Origin of the sequence: Kribbella turkmenica, from assembly GCF_004348725.1 — a bacterium.
In the GTDB taxonomy this organism is placed as follows: domain Bacteria; phylum Actinomycetota; class Actinomycetes; order Propionibacteriales; family Kribbellaceae; genus Kribbella; species Kribbella turkmenica.
Genome location: NZ_SMKR01000157.1, coordinates 1 through 17,511 on the forward strand (window position 1 = coordinate 1; position 17,511 = coordinate 17,511).

Consider the following 17,511-nt stretch of genomic DNA (forward strand, 5'->3'; position numbering starts at 1 on the left):
CCTCGGCAGCCTGAGGCCGATCCGCCCCACGACCAGCAGGAGGCGGAACCCGAGACGTGGTTCCCGGCAGCGCCTCAGCCGCAACAGGCTCCGCCACCGCGGCCGAACGCCCTGCCGGCTCCCGTACCCCACTGGACGATGCCCGACCCGGCTCCCCAGTGGCAGCAGCCCACGCACGACCCGTACGCAGAACAGCAGCCCCCGGCACAACACCAACCAGGGCCACCGCAGCAGCCCGAGCACACCCAGCAGCCGCCCCAGCCGGAGCACGTGCGGCACCAACCGGAGCACGGGCAGGAGGCTCAGCAGCCGGAGCAGGCGGAGGCAGGGTGGCAGTTCTGGCCGCCGGCGGAGCAGCAGCCGGCCGCGCCGCAGTGGCCGGCTCAGCAGGCGGGATCGGCAAACGGGCAAGCAGCCCCGCACCACCAGGCCCAGCAGGCCGGCCATCCGGCAGACGACGACTACCCGACATCCGAGCAGGGCTACGTCCCACCGGAGCAGCCAGGGAACCCGGCACCCGACCACGGCGCCTACCAGCGTCCGAACTGACCACAACCCGATGAACGCCGCGCCCACCTGCCACGCCGAGGCTTCAGTCCAGCTTCCGTTGGATCCGGAGACCGCGTGGGACGTCGTGATCGACTGGGACCGCCAGTCGCGGTGGATGCTGCTGACCAGCGTCCGGGCGACCGAGAACGACGGCGTCGGCCTCGGCGGCGGAGTCGCGGCGCGCACTTCTGTCGGTGCCCTGGGGTTCACTGACCACATGGTCATCACACACTGGGATCCACCGCGCGAGTGCACGGTGAAACACCTGGGCACGGTTGTCCGCGGCACCGGTACGTTCGCGATCGTCCCCGGCCGGCGCGGAGTCGACGACACGGGTACGCAGCCGGGCGTGTGTACGTTCACCTGGTCGGAGGACGTCGTACCGCCGATGGGGAGGCTCGGGGTCGCCCTGTGGCCACTCGTCCGGCCGGCGTTCGAGGCGATGATGCGGGTGTCGTTGCGGCGGCTGGTGCGGGAGGTGGCGCGATGACGGTGATCGGGCCGGACGGGCAGCCGCGCTGCGGGTGGGCGACCTCGGCGCCGGAGTACGTCGAGTACCACGACAACGAGTGGGGCAAGGAGATCCGCGACGACATCGGCCTGTTCGAACGGATGACGCTGGAGGGGTTCCAGTCAGGGCTGTCGTGGATCACGATCCTGCGCAAGCGGGAGAACTTCCGGGCCGCGTTCGCGCACTTCGACCCGACGGTGATCGCGAAGTACGGCGCCGACGACGTCGAGCGTTTGATGGCCGATGCCGGCATCGTCCGCAACCGGCTGAAGATCAACGCGACCATCAACAACGCTCGAGCTCTGCTGGAGCTGGACGAGGGCGAGCTGACCGAGTTGCTGTGGTCGTTCCGGCCGGCCGAGCACGCAGCCCCGAAGACGCTGGGCGATGTCCCGGCCACGACGCCCGAGTCGGTGGCGGTGTCGAAAGCCCTGAAAAAGAAGGGGTTCGTCTTCGTCGGGCCCACCACCGCCTACGCGCTGATGCAGGCGACCGGCATCGTGAACGACCACCTCTCCACCTGCGTCGCCCGCTGACGACCGCGGGTGCAGTGGCATAGCCCGGTGACCCGAATGGGCTGCTGCTGGAAGGGCTTCCACATGCCGCGGCCGGATGCACGTGCAGCGAGCTTGTGCATCTGCAAGCCGCGCTCAGAAATACCGAAAATAGGGGAAGACAAACGGCTGAACGAGTTGTGTTCCGGGCACTGAACGTGATGGGGTATTCAGCGGGCTCCCCGTCTGTCAGGTGGTTGTCCGGCCGTGACTCGCCCGGCCGGAACGCGGCCGGGGAGCCCACCAAACGTTGCCTGCGGCCCCTTTCCGGAGCAGGTGGAGCTAGCGCCCGGTGAACGCCGGCTTCTGCTTGGCGACGAACGAGGCGACCGCGTTGCGGTGGTCCTCGGTGTCGCCGGTGAGCTGCATCTTCCCGGCCTCGAACACCAGCGACTCGGCCAGCGTGTGGGTCGCCGAGTAGCCGAGCGACTGCCGCACCGCGCCGTACGCGACCGTCGGTCCGGCCGCCAGTTTCGCGGCCAGTTCGCCGACTGCCGAAGCGAAGCCGTCCGCCGGCACGACGCTCGTCGCCAGGCCGAGCGCCAGCGCCTCGTCGGCCGGGACCGTGCGCGGGAAGTACAGCAGTTCGAGAGCCTTCGCGTGCCCGATCAGCCGGGGGAGCGTCCAGGAGATCCCGGTGTCGCAGGACAGCGCGATCCCGGTGAACGCCAGGTTGAACCCGGCCGTGTCCGCGACCACCCGGAAGTCGCAGGCGAACGCCATCGACGCGCCGGCTCCGGCCGCGACCCCGTTCACGGCCGCGACCACCGGCTTCGGCATCTCGGCCAGAGTCCGGGCGATCGGCGCGAAGTGGTCGGGCACGGTGCTCCAGAGCGCGTCCTGGTCGTTCGCCTCGAGCAGCCCGATGTGTTCCTTCAGGTCCTGCCCGACGCAGAACGCCCGGCCGGTCCCGGTCAGTACGACGACCCGGACCGAGTCGTCCTCGGCGGCGGCCAGGACGATGTCGCGAAGCAGGACCTTGGTCGGCGTGTCGAGCGCGTTCATCGCCTCCGGCCGGTTCAGGGTGATGGTGGCGACGCCATCGGTCAGGGCGTAGGTGACGGAGTCACTCATCGTGGTCAGCTCCTCGACAATCGGTGAAGAAAACTCAGTGATAGGTCAGGCAGTTGTCGACGAAACGCCCGGCCGCGGGGCTCAGACGTTCCGCGTGGGAATCGAAGAACGCGGCCGCCCGCGTACCGGCCCAGTCCTGCGGCAGCAGCTCGGCCGGCAACCCCGGATCCCGGAACAGGAACTTGCGCCACTCGTGCACGAGTTCCGACCGTACGGCGAACGCCTGCTCGTCCGACGTGTCGTCACCGGCGGTCTCGACCAGCGCCTTGGCCTCGATCAGCCAGGCGTCGTACGACGCACCGAGCTCGTCGAGTTTCCACACCCGGCGGGCGAACTCGACCGCGCCGTCGTCGACCGGCGCCCGGAACCGGTCCGCCGCGATGCCTTCCATGCCGAGGATCTGGTCCACCTCGGCGTCGTTGCGCAGCCCGACCCAGGCGCCGTCGGACAGCGGAGCCCAACCCAGGAAGGCGAGTTGGCTCGCCAGCTGCTCGCGGCGGCGCGCGGTCGGCACCTCGCGGAGGATGCCCAGGTGCCAGTGCCGGTCCCAGCCGCCGGAGCCGTTGCCACCGGCGCCGGAACCGTTGCCTTCGGGTGCCGTCCGGTAGATCCGCGCGGCCGCGTCGTCCAGCCGGCGACGCGCCCGGGAGGTCAGCGCGTACCCGGGCTGCCCCTCGATCCGGACCGGCTCCAGCCAGCCCTGCCGGACCATCCGCGACACCGCGGTCCGGACCGCCGGCGGGTGGACGCCGAGCGGCGCGAGCAGGCGGACCAGGGCCGCGACCGGGGCCCGCGCACCACGCGCGCGCAGGTGGTCACCGTACAGGTCGAAGAGCGCAGAACGGGCGTGCACGTGCCTGAGTCTGCCGTATGGTGCACGGCTCTGGCCTGTGATCGGGAATAATGGGTTCTGATACACACTGCGATACGCGCCGACGGCGCATCACCGCACGGCGCCGGAGACGGTACCCAGTGCGGTGTCGTCGCTCAACACCGACACTGGGAAGGGGTGCGCGCATGGCGGCGATGAAGCCGCGGACGGGCGATGGTCCGCTCGAGGTCACCAAGGAGGGGCGGGGGATCGTGATGCGGGTTCCGCTCGAGGGCGGCGGTCGGCTCGTCGTCGAGCTGAACGCCGACGAAGCGACTGAGCTCGGCAACGCGCTCAAGGCCGTCGTCGGCTGATCGATTCCTTCCGGGGGTGCACCCGCACTCCCTCATATCTACGCGACCCCGGTGGGTGCCTTTTGCGGCACCGGCCGGGGTCGTTACGGTTGGCCGGGCGCTTCTCCAACTTTTGATCACACAGTGAGGTCCTTCTCGTGGCTCGCCGCACCAGCAAGTTCGCGTTCCCGACTCTTCCCGCCGTGCACTGGCAGCCCGGTCTGCCGGTGCACGGTGCCCCGACCTGGGTGGTCGTCGTCGGTGAGAGCGGCCTGCCCGCCGCCGCGAAGGACGCCGGCGAGCGACTCGGGGTCGACCTCGGCCGGCTGCTCGAGGCACAGCAGGCCACCGGCTTCACGCCGACCGCCGGCGCGACCGCGGCGTACCCGCTGCTGTCCGGTGAGGTGACCGAGATCCTGCTCGTCGGGGCCGGCGACGGCACCGCCCAGGACCTGCGACACGCCGGAGCGGCGATCGCGAGATTCGGCCGCGGGAAGGACGAGCTCACCACGGTCGTTGCTGACGGCATCGATGACGCCGAGCTGCAGGCGTTCGCCGAGGGCGTCGTGCTGGGATCGTTCACCTACACCCTGAAGACGGTCGACCCGGGCAAGCCGGTGGTCGGCCGGGTGACCGTGACCGACGGCTCCGACGACGACCGGCAGATCGAGCTCGACCGCGGCGTGGTCGTCGGCCGGACCGGCTGGCTGGCACGGCAGTTCGCCACCACCCCGTCCAGCGAGAAGGACCCGGCCTGGCTCGCCGCCCGCGCCACCGAGCTGGCCGCGGAGACCGGACTCGAGGTCAAGGTGTGGGACGAGAAGCAGTTGGCCGCGGACGGGTTCGGCGGCATCCTCGCCGTCGGCAAGGGATCGACCCGGCCGCCGCGGTTCATCCGGCTCGACTACGTGCCGGTCGGCGCGACCGACGACACGCCGTACGTCGTACTGGTCGGGAAGGGCATCACCTACGACACCGGCGGCCTGTCGCTGAAGCCACGCGAAAGCATGGTGTCGATGAAGCGCGACATGACCGGCGGCGGTTCGGTGATCGCCACCCTGTCCGCGCTGCGTGAGCTCGGTGCGCAGGTCCGCGTCACCGGACTGATCTGCGCGGCCGAGAACATGCCGTCCGGGACGGCGTACCGGCCGGACGACGTGATCCGGCACTACGGCGGCCGCACCACCGAGGTCAAGAACACCGACGCCGAAGGCCGGCTCGTGCTCGCCGACGGCCTCGCCTACGCGGTCCAGGACCTCGAGCCCGACGTGATCGTCGACGTCGCCACCCTCACCGGCGCGATCAAGGTGTCCCTCGGCTCGATGCTGTACGGCGGCCTGTTCGCCACCGACGACGCCCTCGCCGACAACCTCGCCGACGCCGGCCGCGTGTCCGGCGAGCGCCTGTGGCGGATGCCGCTGCCGGAGGAGTACCAGGAGCTGATCGCCACCCCGATCGCCGACTCCGTCAACAGTTCCAAGGGCCCGGGCTCCATCACCGCCGCCCTCTTCCTCAAGGCCTTCGCAGGCGACATCCCCTGGGCGCACCTCGACCTCTCCTCGATTGCCGAGTCCCCCACCGACCGGTTCGAATACACCACCGGCGCCACCGGAGCCGGCGCCCGCCTCCTCACCACCTGGCTGACGTCCCCCACACCAACCGCCGGCATCGGCTGACTTCCCACCCGTCCGCCCCGCGGGGCTCCTGTCTCAACCCCTACGCTCATCCGATCGCGGTTGGGCTACCCACGGTGCTGTCGATGGAGGCGGACGTGTGGGGGTGGACCGTGTGGAGCTGGGGTGCCAGGGTGGGCGGATGGTGACTGTGTTCGAGGCCGCTGGTGGGGCTGAGGGGATGCGGCGGCTGGCGCATGCGTGGCATGTGCGGGTGATGGCCGACGAGGTGGTGAGTCATGCGTTCAGCCACGGGTTCCACCCGGATCACACCGAGCGGCTGGCGGCGTACTGGGGTGAGGCGCTCGGCGGACCGTCGGCCTACACGGACACCTACGGCGACGAGACAACCGTCGTCCGGCTGCACAGCGGGAACGGGCAGCACGAGGAGATGGACCGCCGGGCCGTCGACTGTTTCGACCAGGCGCTGACCGACACCGGGCTGGATGGCGACGAGCGGCTGCGCGCCGTCCTGCACGACTACTTCAGCTGGGCGACCACGGTCGCGATGGCGAAGTACCACGCCTCCGCGGCCGACGTACCGCCCGGCCTCTCGATTCCCCGCTGGTCCTGGACCGGCCTCGTCGACAACTGACCGGTTGCCGACCCCATCCAGAACCGCGCCTGGTGGGTTGACCCACCAGACGATGGGTTGGCCAACCGGAGTCCGGTTGGCCAACCCACAGGCGGGTGACTGGACCCACTAGGCGTTGTCCACAGGGGGCGGGAAATGGGCGGCGGGGGCCCGATCTTCGAGGCCATGCTGTCCGGGTGAATCCTGAATTGAAGCGGGTGGCGGATGGGCAGGGGGGCGTGGTCAGCAGTAAGCAGGCTGCCGACGCCGGCTACTCCGTCGAGCAGATTCGTGCACGGCTGGCCGATGGTCGGTGGGTTCGAGTTCGCTACGGCCAGTACGCCGAGCGCGTGGATCTGAGCGGTTTGGCGCCGTGGGACCGGCAGATCGTCCACCACCGGCGGCTCGTCCACGCTGCGGTCAACTCGATGAGCCAGGGAACGGCGGTCGTCAGCCATCACTCCGCGCTGGTCCTTCACGGCGTACCGGTCTGGCGAGCTGATCTCGACGAGGTTCAGCTGACGCGCACCACAGGTCGCTGTGGGGTGAAGGCAAAAGTTCGGCACCATCGGGGTGTACTAAGTCCTTCGGAGGTGGAGGAGATCGAAGGGCTTGCATTGACCTCAGTCGCACGGGCCACCGTCGAGACAGCCGCCCGCAGCCCGTTCGAGGCAGCCGTCGTGTGTGCGGACGCGGCGATGCGGCACCCAGGCCTGGATCCGGACCAGTTGAGTCGGCTGCTCGAGACCACCGAGCACTGGCCGGGAAGCCCGACCATCCGCTCTGCGCTGGCCTTCGCCGATCCGCTGTCAGAGTCCGTCGGTGAGTCCCGGCTGCGGGTGCTGATGCGCACCGAAGGGCTGCCCGCCCCGACCCTCCAAGCGGCGTTCGAGGACGACGCCGGCCTGATCGGCAGAGTCGACTTCCACTTCCCCGGGGAGGAGACGGTCGTCGAGTTCGACGGCATGATGAAGTACGCCGACAAGCCACGTGAGAGTCTGATCCGGGAGAAGACGAGGGAGGACCGCCTCCGTGCTTTGGGCCTGCAGGTTGTGCGAATCATCTGGTCCGACCTCGACCACCCCACCCGCACGGCGATGCGCATCCGCAGTGCGTTCGCCCGATCCCGCCGTACGTCTCTCGTGGGTTGACCCACCAGAGCGTGGGGTAGCCGACGGGAATCCGATTCGCTGACCCACAATCCGATGGGTCAGCCCACCGGACGTGGGACCAGGGGGCGGTGCGGCGGCGGTGTTCGCGGAGGGGTTGTGCCTACCTCGGAGCCGGGGCGGATGTCAGCCGATCAGGCTGTCGTAGAGCTGGACCGTGCGGTCGGCGACGGCGTCCCAGCCGAACTGGGTGACCGCACGCTCGCGACCGGCCTTGCCCATCGCCTCGGCCTTGGCCGGGTTGTCGATCAGCTCGTTGATGCCCGCTGCCAGTCCGCGCTCGAACGTGTCGACGTCGTTCTCGTCGTACGGGACGAGGGTGCCGGTGACGCCGTCGTCGACGACCTCGGGGATGCCACCGACCGCGCTCGCGACGACGGCCGTCTCACACGCCATCGCCTCCAGGTTGACGATGCCGAGCGGCTCGTAGACCGACGGGCAGCAGAACGCCAGCGCGTGCGTCAGCACCTGCCGGACCTCCTCGCGCGGCAGCATCTCGGAGACCACGAACACGCCGTCCCGGGCCGCCTGGAGGTCGTCGATCAGGGCGTCCGTCTCGGCCTTCAACTCGACGGTGTCGGCCGCGCCGGCGAGCAGCACCAGCTGGACCGACGGATCCAGCCGCAGACCCGCCCGGAGCAGGTGCGGGACGCCCTTCTGCCGGGTGATCCGCCCGACGAACGTGACGTACGGGCGGTTCAGGTCGACCCCGAGCCGCTCCAGCACGTTGGTGGCCGGGTCCGGCCGGTAGAAGTCCGCGTCGATCCCGTTCGAGATCACGTGCACCTTGGCCGGGTCGATCGCCGGGTAGCAGTCCAGAACGTCGTCCCGCATGCCACGGCTCACCGCGACCACGGCGTCGGCCGCCTCGTAGGCGGTCCGTTCGGCCCAGCTGGACAATCGGTAACCGCCGCCCAGTTGCTCCGCCTTCCACGGGCGGCGCGGCTCCAGGGAATGGGCGGTCACCACGTGCGGCACGTCGTACAGGAGCTTCGCCCAGTGGCCGGCCATGTTCGCGTACCAGGTGTGCGAGTGCACGAGCTGGGCGTCCCCGACCGCGGCCGTCATGGTCAGGTCGGTGGACAGGATGCGCAGCGCCGCGTTCGCCTGCGGGATGCGGGCGTCCTCCTCGGAGTGGGCGGTCGCGCCCTGGCGTGGCTCGCCCATGCAGTGCACGTCCACTTCGAGCAACCGGCGCAGTTCGCGGACCAGGAAGTCCACGTGCACCCCCGCCCCGCCGTACACGTCCGGAGGAAACTCACGCGTCAGGATGGCGACCTTCATGCAGCCGACACTAGGACATCACGACGTCCGTGTGGGTACCCAGAAGCGGAGCTTTCCGTGTCGCTCGTCCTCGAACTCGCCGCCGGCCGCCTCGATCACCTTGCGCGAGCCGAGGTTGTCGGTGTCGCAGGTGACCAGGGCCGGGTCGATGCCGAGCCCGGCCGCGATCGGGAGTGACTGGACCAGCATCTCGGTCGCGTACCCCTTCCGCCGGACCGACGGCCGGACGAAGTACCCGATGTGGCCGCCGAGTTCGGTCAGGGCCGGGGTGAGGCGGTGCCGGATCGACAGGCGGCCGAGCCACTCGTCGCCCTCGACGAACCAGAGCACGGTCTGGTGGACCAGGTCCGGCGGCAGCGCCGTCCGCGGGTCGGCCTCGGTCCGGATCGCCTCGATCATCCGGGCGAACACGGCCGGATCCGCCGCCTCCTCCCGGCTCCACTCCTCTTCCCGGCCGGCGATCGCCCGGGCCCCCATCCACCGCTCCTGCTCCGGGCCGGCCTCGTCCCACGCGGCGAGGAACGAGCGGTGAACGGCGACCGTGGGTTCGGTGAGGATCGGCATCCTCACAGTGTCCCGACACTCGCAAACGCTTATGCGACCGGGGATCCGGGACTAAGGTGCGGACATGGCAAAGGCGCCCAGAGTTCTCGGAATCGTGCTGGCGGGTGGCGAGGGGAAGCGGCTGATGCCGCTCACGGCCGACCGGGCCAAACCGGCCGTGCCGTTCGGCGGTAGTTATCGCCTGATCGACTTCGTGCTGTCCAACCTGGTGAACGCCGGGTACCGCAACCTGTGCGTGCTCACCCAGTACAAGTCGCACTCGCTGGACCGGCACGTCACGCTGACCTGGCGGATGTCGACCCTGCTGGGGAACTTCGTCACCTGCGTCCCGGCGCAGCAGCGGCTCGGCCCGCAGTGGTACCAGGGCAGCGCGGACGCGATCTACCAGTCGATGAACCTGATCAACGACCACCGGCCGGACATCATCGTGGTCTTCGGCGCCGACCACGTGTATCGGATGGACGCCTCGCAGATGGTCGCGGCGCACATCGAGCGCGGGAACGGCGTGACCGTGGCCGGGATCAGGGTCCCGCGGGTGGAGGCGACCGAGTTCGGTGTGATCAGGACCGCCGCGGACGGGCACGCGATCGAGGAGTTCCTGGAGAAGCCGGCCGACCCGCCCGGGCTGCCGGACTCGCCGGACGAGACGTTCGCGTCGATGGGCAACTACGTGTTCAGCGCCGACGTGCTGGTCGAGGCGCTCCGCAAGGACGCGGCCAACCCGGCGTCCCGGCACGACATGGGCGGCGACATCGTGCCGATGCTGGTTGCCGAGGGCAAGGCCGGGGTCTACGACTTCAAGGAGAACGACGTCCCGGGTGCGCTCGACCGGGACCGTTCGTACTGGCGGGACGTCGGCTCGCTGGACTCGTACCACGAGGCGCACATGGACCTGGTGTCGATCCAGCCGGTGTTCAACCTGTACAACTCCGACTGGCCGATCTTCACCTCGCACCCGCAGCTGCCGGGCGCGAAGTTCACCGACGACGCGACCGTCGGCGAGTCGATCATCTGCCAGGGCTCGGTGGTGACCGGGGCGACGGTGGAGCACTCGGTGCTCGGCGCCAACGTGATCGTCAGCGCCGGTGCGTACATCGAGCGTTCGGTGATCATGGACAACTGCCGGATCGGCGCGGGCGCCGTGCTGAAGAACGTCATCCTGGACAAGAACGTGGTCGTCCCGGACGGGGTCGAGATCGGCGTCGACCCGGATCACGACCGCGAGCGCGGGTTCATCGTGTCCAAGGGCGGCGTGACCGTCCTCGGCAAGGGCCAGGTGATCGAGGCCGCCGAGACGAAGGACGAGGTCGCCGAGGCGTGAACCCGGAGTCTGCGACCGAACACGGCGCGCTCGAGCTCGATGCCGCGGACCCCGGGCACCGTGAGCTGTTCGACGTACCGCCGGCGCAGGGTGGCGACTACCCCGAGGTCGCGTACTTCGCCGGCAACTCGCTGGGCCTGCGCCCGAAGGCAACCCGGACCGAGCTGCTCGAGGACCTGGACGCCTGGGCCGGCCTGGGAGTCGAGGGACACCTGGACGCGGGCAGGCCGTGGCTGCCGTACCACGAGCTGCTGACCGGTCCGGCCGCCCGCCTGGTCGGTGGGCTGCTGGCCGAGACCGTGGTGATGAACTCGCTGACCGTCAACCTGCACCTGCTGATGGTCTCGTTCTACCGCCCGACCCGGTCGAGGCACCGGATCGTGATCGAGGACTCGGCGTTTCCCTCCGACAGCTACGCGGTCCGCTCACAGGCCCGGTTCCACGGGTACGGCGCCGAGGACGCGATCATCCGCCTCCGGCCACGACCCGGCGAGGACAACCTCCGGACGGCGGACGTCGTCGAGCAACTGAGCAGCGACGTGGCCCTCGTCCTGCTCGGCGGGGTGAACTACCTGACCGGCGAACTGATGGACATCCCGGCGATCACCACGGCAGGTCACGCGGCCGGCGCGATCGTCGGCTGGGACCTGGCTCACGCGGCCGGGAACGTCCCGCTGGCACTGCACGAGTGGGACGTGGACTTCGCCGCCTGGTGCTCGTACAAGTACCTGAACGCCGGGCCGGGTGCGCTGGCCGGCGCGTTCGTGCACGAGCGGCACCTCGGCGCAGACCTGCCGCGGTTCGAGGGCTGGTGGAGCACCGAGGCTGCGACGCGGTTCGAAATGGCGCCGGAGTCGCGCCCGCCGGCCTCCGCGGACGCCTGGCAGGTGTCGAACCCGCCGATCTTCTCGATGAGCCCGGTCCGGACGGCGCTGGAGATCTTCGACCGGATCGGCATGGAGACGTTGCGGGCGCGCAGTCTGCGGCTGACGGCGTACCTGGAGAGGCTGCTGGCCGGGGTGACGGTCGGGCGGGTGATCACGCCGGCCGATCCGGTGCGGCGTGGCGCCCAGTTGTCGCTGCGGATCGGTGGCTCGCTGCGGGCCGGTGAGCTGGCGAAACGGCTCCGGTTCGAGTACGGCGTGATCGCGGACGCCCGCGAGCCCGACGTACTGCGGCTGGCGCCGGTCCCGCTGTACTCGACCTACCACGACTGCTGGCGCGCGGCGTCGGCCCTGACCGAGGTGGTGCCGGCGTGAGCGTCGCGATCGTAGGAGCCGGGCTGACCGGGAGTCTGCTGGCGTGCTTCCTGGCCCGGCGTGGCCTGGAGGTGACGCTGTACGAGCGCCGGCCGGATCCCCGGACCGGGCAGGCCGAGCGTGGCCGGTCGATCAACCTGGCGATCTCCGAGCGCGGGCTGGACGCGTTGCGGCGGATCGGCCTGGTCGACCAGGTGATGGCGGACGCGCTGCCGATGAAGGGCCGGATGATCCACCCGGTCGACGGGCCGCTGGACTTCCAGCAGTACTCCGCCGGCGGGGACCGGGCGATCAACTCGATCGGCCGGGGTGCGCTGAACAACGCGCTGCTGACCGCGGCCACGGCAGCGCCCGGGGTGACTGTGGAGTTCGAGCACCGGCTGGTGGAGCTGGACTCGCAGGCCGGGCGGATGGTGTTCGCGACCCCGTCCGGGAAGGTCTCGGCCGAGGCCGACGTGGTCCTCGGGGCCGACGGCGCCGGGTCGGCCGTCCGCGAGCAACTGCTGGCCGAAGGCGTCGTCGCCGAGGAGGTCGACTTCCTGGACTACGGGTACAAGGAGCTGTCGATCCCGGCCGCCGACGGCGAGTTCGCGCTCGACCCGGGTGCGCTGCACATCTGGCCGCGCGGTACGTCGATGATGATCGCCCTGCCGAACCCGGACCGCTCGTTCACCTGCACGCTGTTCTGGCCCGCCGGGGCCTTCGACGCGCTCACCGATGCCCAGAGCATCGACGGGCACTTCCGGCAGCACTACCCGGATCTGTTGCCCTTGGCGCCGGACCTGGTGGACGACTACCTGAACAACCCCGTAGGCGTGCTCGGGACCGTGCACACCCTGCCGTGGCAGGCGCACGGGCGGACGGCGCTGCTCGGCGACGCCGCGCACGCGATCGTGCCGTTCTACGGTCAGGGTGCGAACTGCGCGTTCGAGGACGTGGTCGAGCTGGACCGCTGCCTCGACGACACCGGCGGCTCGTGGGCCCGGGCGCTGCCGCTGTTCGAGGCGCGCCGGCGGGAGAACACCGAGGCGATCGCGGAGATGGCGCTGGCGAACTTCGTCGAGATGCGCGACAAGGTGGCCTCACCGGTGTTCCGGCTGACCAAGCGGGTCGAGCACGCGCTGGAGCGGGCGCTGCCCGGGCGGTACGTGTCCCGCTACGAGTTGGTGTCCTTCTCGACGACGCCGTACGCCGAGGTCCGGCGACGGGTTCGGCGTCAGCACCAGATCGTCGGCGCGGTGATCTCCGGGCTCGGGATCGTCGCCGCGGGACTGGCACGAGGGAGACGGCGATGAGCCTGTGGTCGCAGGACCTCCTGACCGGGCAGCCGAAGTCGGTCGGGATGTTGCGCAACTTCGTCGGCGGCGAGTTCGTCGAGGGCGGGTCGGCGTTCGCGAAGCTGAGCCCGGTCACCGGTGAACAGATCTTCGACGTCTGCGAGGCCTCCGCGGACACGGTGGATGCCGCCGTTCGGGCCGCGCGGTCGGCGCTGCGTGGTCCCTGGGGACGGATGAGCGAGCAGGAGCGCGCCGTCGTACTGCGGCAGGTCGCGGACGGGCTCGAGCGGCGGTTCGACGACCTGGTCGCGGCGGAGGTCGGCGACACCGGCAAGTCGATCAGCCAGGCCCGTACCCTCGACATCCCGCGCGGCGCGGCGAACTTCCGGGCCTTCGCGGACTTCGCGACCACCGTGCCGACCGAGTCGTACACGACCGTGCTGCCGGACGGGCGGCGGGCGCTGAACTACGCCGTCCGCAAACCTGTCGGCGTGGTGGCGATCATCGTGCCCTGGAACCTGCCGTTGCTGCTGCTGACCTGGAAGGTCGCGCCGGCCCTTGCCTGCGGCAACGCGGTGGTGGTCAAGCCGTCCGAGGAGACCCCCGCGTCGGCGACCGTACTGGCCGAGGTGATGGCGGAGGCCGGGCTGCCGGCCGGGGTCTTCAACCTGGTGCACGGGTTCGGTCCGTCGTCGGCGGGGGAGTACCTGACCAAGCACCCGGGCGTGGACGCGATCACGTTCACCGGCGAGTCCGCGACCGGTACGGCGATCGCCAAGGTCGCCGCGGACCGGGTGAAGTCGGTGTCGTTCGAGCTCGGCGGGAAGAACGCGGGGCTGATCTTCGCCGACGCCGACCTGGACGCCGCGGTCGAAGGGTCGGTCCGGTCGGTCTTCACCAACGGCGGTCAGGTGTGCCTGTGCACCGAGCGGCTGTACGTCGAGCGGCCGGTGTTCGACGAGTTCGTCACGCGGCTCGCCGTACGGGCGTCCGAGCTGACGTACGGCTGGCCGTCCGACGAGGCGACCATGAACATGCCGCTGATCTCCAAGCAGCATCGCGACAAGGTGCTCTCGTACTACGACGTGGCCCGGGCCGAAGGTGCCGACGTGCTGGCCGGCGGCGGCGTACCGTCGTTCGGCGACGCCCGCGACGGCGGGTGCTACGTGCAGCCGACCGTCGTCACCGGGTTGCCGGCCGACGCCCGGACGAACACCGAGGAGATCTTCGGGCCGATCTGCCATGTCGCGCCGTTCGACACCGAGGACGAGGCGTACGCGCTGGCCAACGGCTCCGACTACGGTCTCGCGGCCACCGTCTGGACCCGCGACGTCGGCCGTGCGCACCGGGCTGGCGCGGCACTGGACGTCGGCCTGGTCTGGGTCAACACCTGGTTCCTCCGCGACCTCCGCACCCCGTTCGGCGGCATGAAACTGTCGGGTGTGGGCCGGGAGGGTGGTCGGCACTCGCTGGACTTCTACTCCGAACCGACCAACGTCTGCGTGGAGCTCACATGAACGAGCGAAGCGAGATCATCGTCGAGCTCAGTCCGCCTCGTGTCTCATCGGCGCCCGGAGCGAAGCGAGGACGTCGATGAGCATCGTCCCGGGGAAGGCGGTGCCGCGGGGGCGGTTTCCGCACGTGAAGGTGGCCGGCGGGTTCGCCTTCGTGTCGGGGACGTCGAGCCGGCGGCCGGACAACTCGATCGCCGGGGCCTCGGTGGACGAGCTGGGGACGGTCTCGCTCGACATCCGCGAGCAGACCCGGGCGGTGCTGGAGAACATTCGCGACATCCTGGCCGCGGTCGGCGCGGGACTCGACGATCTGGTGAGTGTCACGACGTACCTGGTGTCGATGAACGACTTCGGGGGCTATAACGAGGTGTACGCCGAATACTTCGACGAGTCCGGGCCGGCCCGGACGACCGTCGCGGTCCATCAGCTGCCGCATCCCCAGCTGCTGATCGAGATCCAGGCCGTCGCGGCGATCCCGCAGAGCGCAAAGGAGTAGGTCAATGGTCAACCTGGAGTCGACGAGCTTCCCGCAGTGGATCGAGGAGAACAAGCACCTGCTGAAGCCGCCGGTCGGCAACAAGCAGATGTTCCCGACCGGCGACGACTTCATCACCATGGTGGTCGGCGGGCCGAACCAGCGCACCGACTTCCACGTCGACCCGTACGAGGAGTTCTTCTACCAGATCAAGGGCCAGCTGGTCGTGAACGTCGTCACCGAGGACGGGCCCGCCAGCGTAGAGGTGAACGCGGGCGAGATGTGGGTGCTGCCGCGGAACATGCCGCACTCGCCGCAGCGCGGCCCGGACTCGATCGGCCTGGTGATCGAGCGCGTCCGCGAGCAGGGCACGCTGGAGAAGTTCCGCTGGTACTGCGAGAGCTGCCACGAGATCGTGCACGAGGTCGAGCTGCAGGTGAACGACATCGTCGCCGACCTGCCGCCGGTGTTCAACGCGTTCTACGAGAGCGAGGATGCGCGCACCTGCCCCAAGTGCGGCGCCCTGCACCGCGGTAAAGGCTAGGGCGTGCCTGCCAACCCACCGCCTACTGCCCGGCACTCGGCACGGCACCTCGCACCTGCTCGCTACGGCGCGGAGCCAGGAGGCACGCCCAATGGCGGTTGACGTCCACACGCACCTGGTGCCGAAGGGCTGGCCGGATCTCTCGGTAGCCTGCGGCGGGGACGGCTGGCCGTGGTTGCGGATCGACTCCGAGCGGGCCGCGATGATCATGGTCGGCGCGGAGGAGTTCCGCCCGATCGGCCCGCAGACGTGGGATCCTGCGGTCCGCCGTGCCGATATGGATGCCGACGGCATCGATGTCCAGGTGGTGTCGCCCACGCCGGTGTTCTTCGCCTACGACCGGCCGGCCGGCCAGGCGGTGAAGGTCGCCCGGATCTTCAACGACCTCACGCTGGAGACGCTGGCCGGTGACGACCGGTTCGTCCCGTTCTGCCAGGTGCCCCTGCAGGACCCGGACGCGGCCTGCGCCGAGCTGGACCGCTGCCTGGCGGCCGGGCACGCCGGTGTCGAGATCGGCAACCACGTCGGCGACAAGGACCTCGACGACGCCGGGATCGTTGCCTTCCTCAACCACTGCGCCGAGACCGGTACGCCGGCGCTGGTGCACCCGTGGGACATGCCCGGTGGACCGCGGCTCGACCGCTGGATGGCCCGCTGGCTGACCGGGATGCCGGCGGAGACCCATCTGTCCCTGCTGGCGATGATCCTGGGCGGCGCGTTCGACGCGCTGCCGGCGTCGCTGCGGATCTGTTTCGCCCATGGCGGCGGCAGCTTCGCGTTCTGGCTGGGCCGGCTGGAGAACGCCTGGCACCGGCGCGGGGACCTGGTCCGTGGTTGCTCGCAGCATCCACCCTCGCACTACCTGGACCGGTTCTTCGTCGACACAGTGGTCTTCGAATCAGCGTCATTGCGGCTTCTTGTGGATACCTTGGGGGAAGACCGGGTTCTGGTCGGCAGTGACTATCCCTATCCACTGGGTGAGCGGCCGGTCGGGGAGGTGGTACGGAAGGCCGGCTTCCTGACCGCGGAGCAGCAGCACAAGCTGCTGTCCACGAACGCCCTGCACTTCCTAGGAGTGCAGCACGGCCTCGGGAGGGCTGGATGAGCGAAGACCGATCGGTCCTGTCGCGCGAAGCGCGACTGCCGGACGAGGAGCTCCGGTACGGGGACCACGCGGACCACGTGATCGACTACTGGCACGCCAAGGAGTACCGCCCGCTGGTCGTCTTCGTCCACGGTGGCTTCTGGCGCCCGGAGTACGACCGGTTGCACGCCCGGCCGCTCGGGGAAGCGCTGTCCGACCTCGGCTGGCCGGTGCTCTCCCTGGAGTACCGCCGCGAGCCCGGCGATCCCGACGCCAGTACGACGGACGTCCGTACGGCGCTCGACAGCCTGCCCGACCTGGTCGACGTCCACGCCGGGTACGTGCTGATCGGGCACTCCGCGGGCGGTCAACTCGCGCTGTGGGCGGCCTCGACGCTCAACCCGGTCCGGCTGCGCGGAGTGATCGCGCTGGCCCCGGTCGCCGACCTGCTGATGGCCGACCGGCTCGGGCTCGACGAGGGCGCCGTCCAGGACTTCATCGGCAGCGGGGTCCGCAACGACCTGGACCCGGTGCACCTGCCGGCCTCGATCGCCCCGGTCAGCCTGATCCACGGCACTGCCGACCGCCGCGTCCCGATCGCCGTCACCGAGTCGTACTACGCCGCCCACCCGACCGCCCGCCTCACCCGGGTGGAAGGCGCCGGCCACTACGAGCTGATCGACCCACTCACCGAAGCCTGGCACGACGTCACCGCCGAGCTCACCCGCCTGACCGGGCACTAGCGGAGCTCCAGGCCACCGTCCAGGGTGAGCACCTGGCCGGTGAGCCGGCGTGCGTTCGGGTCGGCGAGATGGAGCAGCCGCCTGTCCCTGGTCATCGTCGCGGCAACACCCCGAGCCGCCGCACCGCCGACAACTGCGGCTTCCACCTCGAACCCACCGCCCGAGCCCTCCCCGAGAC

General features: G+C 70.1%; 19 protein-coding genes and 1 pseudogene. 15 read left to right on the forward strand and 5 right to left on the reverse strand.

Going from position 1 to position 17,511, the window contains the following annotated elements; translation table 11 throughout:
* The 3 genes and pseudogenes from E1218_RS28220 to E1218_RS28230 form a co-directional block, all read left to right on the forward strand.
* Nucleotides 1-549, forward strand: a pseudogene (locus E1218_RS28220) (hypothetical protein); the annotation flags it as partial.
* A gap of 10 nt (nucleotides 550-559) precedes the next feature.
* Nucleotides 560-1,039, forward strand: a complete 480-nt coding sequence (locus tag E1218_RS28225; RefSeq protein WP_132325646.1) for an SRPBCC family protein — start codon at nucleotides 560-562, stop codon at nucleotides 1,037-1,039.
* The gene (locus E1218_RS28230) at nucleotides 1,036-1,596 is read left to right on the forward strand and encodes a DNA-3-methyladenine glycosylase I (protein ID WP_132325648.1); all 561 of its coding nucleotides are present in this window, start codon (nucleotides 1,036-1,038) and stop codon (nucleotides 1,594-1,596) included. Before E1218_RS28225 ends, E1218_RS28230 begins: the two co-directional genes overlap by 4 nt.
* Before the next feature lie 300 nt (nucleotides 1,597-1,896).
* On the opposite strand, the gene E1218_RS28235 is transcribed toward E1218_RS28230, so the two are convergent.
* Both E1218_RS28235 and E1218_RS28240 read right to left on the reverse strand, forming a co-directional pair.
* Entirely contained in the window at nucleotides 1,897-2,688 is a 792-nt protein-coding gene (locus tag E1218_RS28235; RefSeq protein ID WP_132325650.1) for an enoyl-CoA hydratase/isomerase family protein, read from the reverse strand.
* Between the two features lie 34 nt (nucleotides 2,689-2,722).
* Nucleotides 2,723-3,541 carry a PaaX family transcriptional regulator gene (locus E1218_RS28240; RefSeq protein ID WP_132325652.1) on the reverse strand — a complete coding sequence of 273 codons (819 nt, stop codon included), beginning with the start codon at nucleotides 3,539-3,541 and terminating at the stop codon, nucleotides 2,723-2,725.
* A gap of 164 nt (nucleotides 3,542-3,705) precedes the next feature.
* On the opposite strand from E1218_RS28240, the gene E1218_RS28245 reads away from it, so the two are divergent.
* From E1218_RS28245 to E1218_RS28260, 4 genes are all read left to right on the forward strand, one after another.
* Nucleotides 3,706-3,873, forward strand: coding sequence for a DUF3117 domain-containing protein (locus E1218_RS28245; RefSeq protein ID WP_012923066.1), 168 nt, complete (start codon nucleotides 3,706-3,708; stop codon nucleotides 3,871-3,873).
* 137 nt (nucleotides 3,874-4,010) lie between these two features.
* Entirely contained in the window at nucleotides 4,011-5,528 is a 1,518-nt protein-coding gene (locus tag E1218_RS28250; RefSeq protein WP_132325654.1) for a leucyl aminopeptidase family protein, read from the forward strand.
* 139 nt (nucleotides 5,529-5,667) lie between these two features.
* Nucleotides 5,668-6,120 (forward strand): group II truncated hemoglobin, encoded by a 453-nt coding sequence (locus E1218_RS28255; protein WP_132325656.1) that lies wholly within the window; start codon nucleotides 5,668-5,670, stop codon nucleotides 6,118-6,120.
* Between the two features lie 197 nt (nucleotides 6,121-6,317).
* Nucleotides 6,318-7,250: a type IV toxin-antitoxin system AbiEi family antitoxin domain-containing protein gene (locus E1218_RS28260; protein WP_325052865.1), complete on the forward strand. Its 933-nt coding sequence runs from the start codon at nucleotides 6,318-6,320 to the stop codon at nucleotides 7,248-7,250.
* A 144-nt stretch (nucleotides 7,251-7,394) separates the two neighbouring features.
* On the opposite strand, the gene glgA is transcribed toward E1218_RS28260, so the two are convergent.
* Together glgA and E1218_RS28270 are read right to left on the reverse strand one after the other, a co-directional pair.
* The gene (gene glgA / locus E1218_RS28265) at nucleotides 7,395-8,552 is read right to left on the reverse strand and encodes a glycogen synthase (RefSeq protein WP_132325660.1); all 1,158 of its coding nucleotides are present in this window, start codon (nucleotides 8,550-8,552) and stop codon (nucleotides 7,395-7,397) included.
* Nucleotides 8,553-8,570: 18 nt separating this feature from the next.
* Nucleotides 8,571-9,116 (reverse strand): GNAT family N-acetyltransferase, encoded by a 546-nt coding sequence (locus E1218_RS28270; protein ID WP_132325662.1) that lies wholly within the window; start codon nucleotides 9,114-9,116, stop codon nucleotides 8,571-8,573.
* Between the two features lie 64 nt (nucleotides 9,117-9,180).
* Between E1218_RS28270 and glgC the strand changes: the two genes are divergently transcribed.
* The 8 genes from glgC to E1218_RS28310 all read left to right on the forward strand — a co-directional run bounded on the left by glgC (nucleotide 9,181) and on the right by E1218_RS28310 (nucleotide 17,333).
* Entirely contained in the window at nucleotides 9,181-10,437 is a 1,257-nt protein-coding gene (glgC, locus tag E1218_RS28275) for a glucose-1-phosphate adenylyltransferase (protein ID WP_132325664.1), read from the forward strand.
* On the forward strand, nucleotides 10,434-11,696 hold the full coding sequence (kynU, locus tag E1218_RS28280; protein WP_132325666.1) for a kynureninase: 1,263 nt from the start codon (nucleotides 10,434-10,436) through the stop codon (nucleotides 11,694-11,696). Before glgC ends, kynU begins: the two co-directional genes overlap by 4 nt.
* Nucleotides 11,693-12,991: an FAD-dependent oxidoreductase gene (locus E1218_RS28285; RefSeq protein ID WP_132325668.1), complete on the forward strand. Its 1,299-nt coding sequence runs from the start codon at nucleotides 11,693-11,695 to the stop codon at nucleotides 12,989-12,991. The genes kynU and E1218_RS28285 overlap by 4 nt, the downstream gene beginning before the upstream one ends.
* Complete coding sequence (locus E1218_RS28290) at nucleotides 12,988-14,490, forward strand: 2-hydroxymuconic semialdehyde dehydrogenase (protein WP_132325670.1); 1,503 nt, start codon at nucleotides 12,988-12,990, stop codon at nucleotides 14,488-14,490. Before E1218_RS28285 ends, E1218_RS28290 begins: the two co-directional genes overlap by 4 nt.
* A gap of 76 nt (nucleotides 14,491-14,566) precedes the next feature.
* On the forward strand, nucleotides 14,567-14,983 hold the full coding sequence (locus E1218_RS28295; protein ID WP_132325672.1) for a RidA family protein: 417 nt from the start codon (nucleotides 14,567-14,569) through the stop codon (nucleotides 14,981-14,983).
* Between the two features lie 4 nt (nucleotides 14,984-14,987).
* The gene (locus tag E1218_RS28300) at nucleotides 14,988-15,506 is read left to right on the forward strand and encodes a 3-hydroxyanthranilate 3,4-dioxygenase (RefSeq protein WP_132325674.1); all 519 of its coding nucleotides are present in this window, start codon (nucleotides 14,988-14,990) and stop codon (nucleotides 15,504-15,506) included.
* A 91-nt stretch (nucleotides 15,507-15,597) separates the two neighbouring features.
* Entirely contained in the window at nucleotides 15,598-16,611 is a 1,014-nt protein-coding gene (locus E1218_RS28305; RefSeq protein WP_132325676.1) for an amidohydrolase family protein, read from the forward strand.
* Nucleotides 16,608-17,333, forward strand: coding sequence for an alpha/beta hydrolase family protein (locus tag E1218_RS28310; protein WP_132325678.1), 726 nt, complete (start codon nucleotides 16,608-16,610; stop codon nucleotides 17,331-17,333). The genes E1218_RS28305 and E1218_RS28310 overlap by 4 nt, the downstream gene beginning before the upstream one ends.
* Here E1218_RS28310 and E1218_RS37535 read toward each other — a convergent pair.
* Nucleotides 17,330-17,511 (reverse strand): hypothetical protein (locus E1218_RS37535; RefSeq protein ID WP_233712521.1); only part of this gene is annotated, 182 nt, incomplete at its 5' end. The genes E1218_RS28310 and E1218_RS37535 overlap by 4 nt on opposite strands.

Coding starts and splice junctions, on each gene's coding strand:
- E1218_RS28225 (WP_132325646.1), top strand. CDS start 560: ATGAACGCCGCGCCCACCTGCCACGCCGAGGCTTCAGTCCAGCTTCCG.
- E1218_RS28230 (WP_132325648.1), top strand. CDS start 1,036: ATGACGGTGATCGGGCCGGACGGGCAGCCGCGCTGCGGGTGGGCGACC.
- E1218_RS28235 (WP_132325650.1), bottom strand. CDS start 2,688: ATGAGTGACTCCGTCACCTACGCCCTGACCGATGGCGTCGCCACCATC.
- E1218_RS28245 (WP_012923066.1), top strand. CDS start 3,706: ATGGCGGCGATGAAGCCGCGGACGGGCGATGGTCCGCTCGAGGTCACC.
- E1218_RS28255 (WP_132325656.1), top strand. CDS start 5,668: ATGGTGACTGTGTTCGAGGCCGCTGGTGGGGCTGAGGGGATGCGGCGG.
- glgA (WP_132325660.1), bottom strand. CDS start 8,552: ATGAAGGTCGCCATCCTGACGCGTGAGTTTCCTCCGGACGTGTACGGC.
- E1218_RS28270 (WP_132325662.1), bottom strand. CDS start 9,116: ATGCCGATCCTCACCGAACCCACGGTCGCCGTTCACCGCTCGTTCCTC.
- glgC (WP_132325664.1), top strand. CDS start 9,181: ATGGCAAAGGCGCCCAGAGTTCTCGGAATCGTGCTGGCGGGTGGCGAG.
- E1218_RS28290 (WP_132325670.1), top strand. CDS start 12,988: ATGAGCCTGTGGTCGCAGGACCTCCTGACCGGGCAGCCGAAGTCGGTC.
- E1218_RS28295 (WP_132325672.1), top strand. CDS start 14,567: ATGAGCATCGTCCCGGGGAAGGCGGTGCCGCGGGGGCGGTTTCCGCAC.
- E1218_RS28300 (WP_132325674.1), top strand. CDS start 14,988: ATGGTCAACCTGGAGTCGACGAGCTTCCCGCAGTGGATCGAGGAGAAC.
- E1218_RS28305 (WP_132325676.1), top strand. CDS start 15,598: ATGGCGGTTGACGTCCACACGCACCTGGTGCCGAAGGGCTGGCCGGAT.
- E1218_RS28310 (WP_132325678.1), top strand. CDS start 16,608: ATGAGCGAAGACCGATCGGTCCTGTCGCGCGAAGCGCGACTGCCGGAC.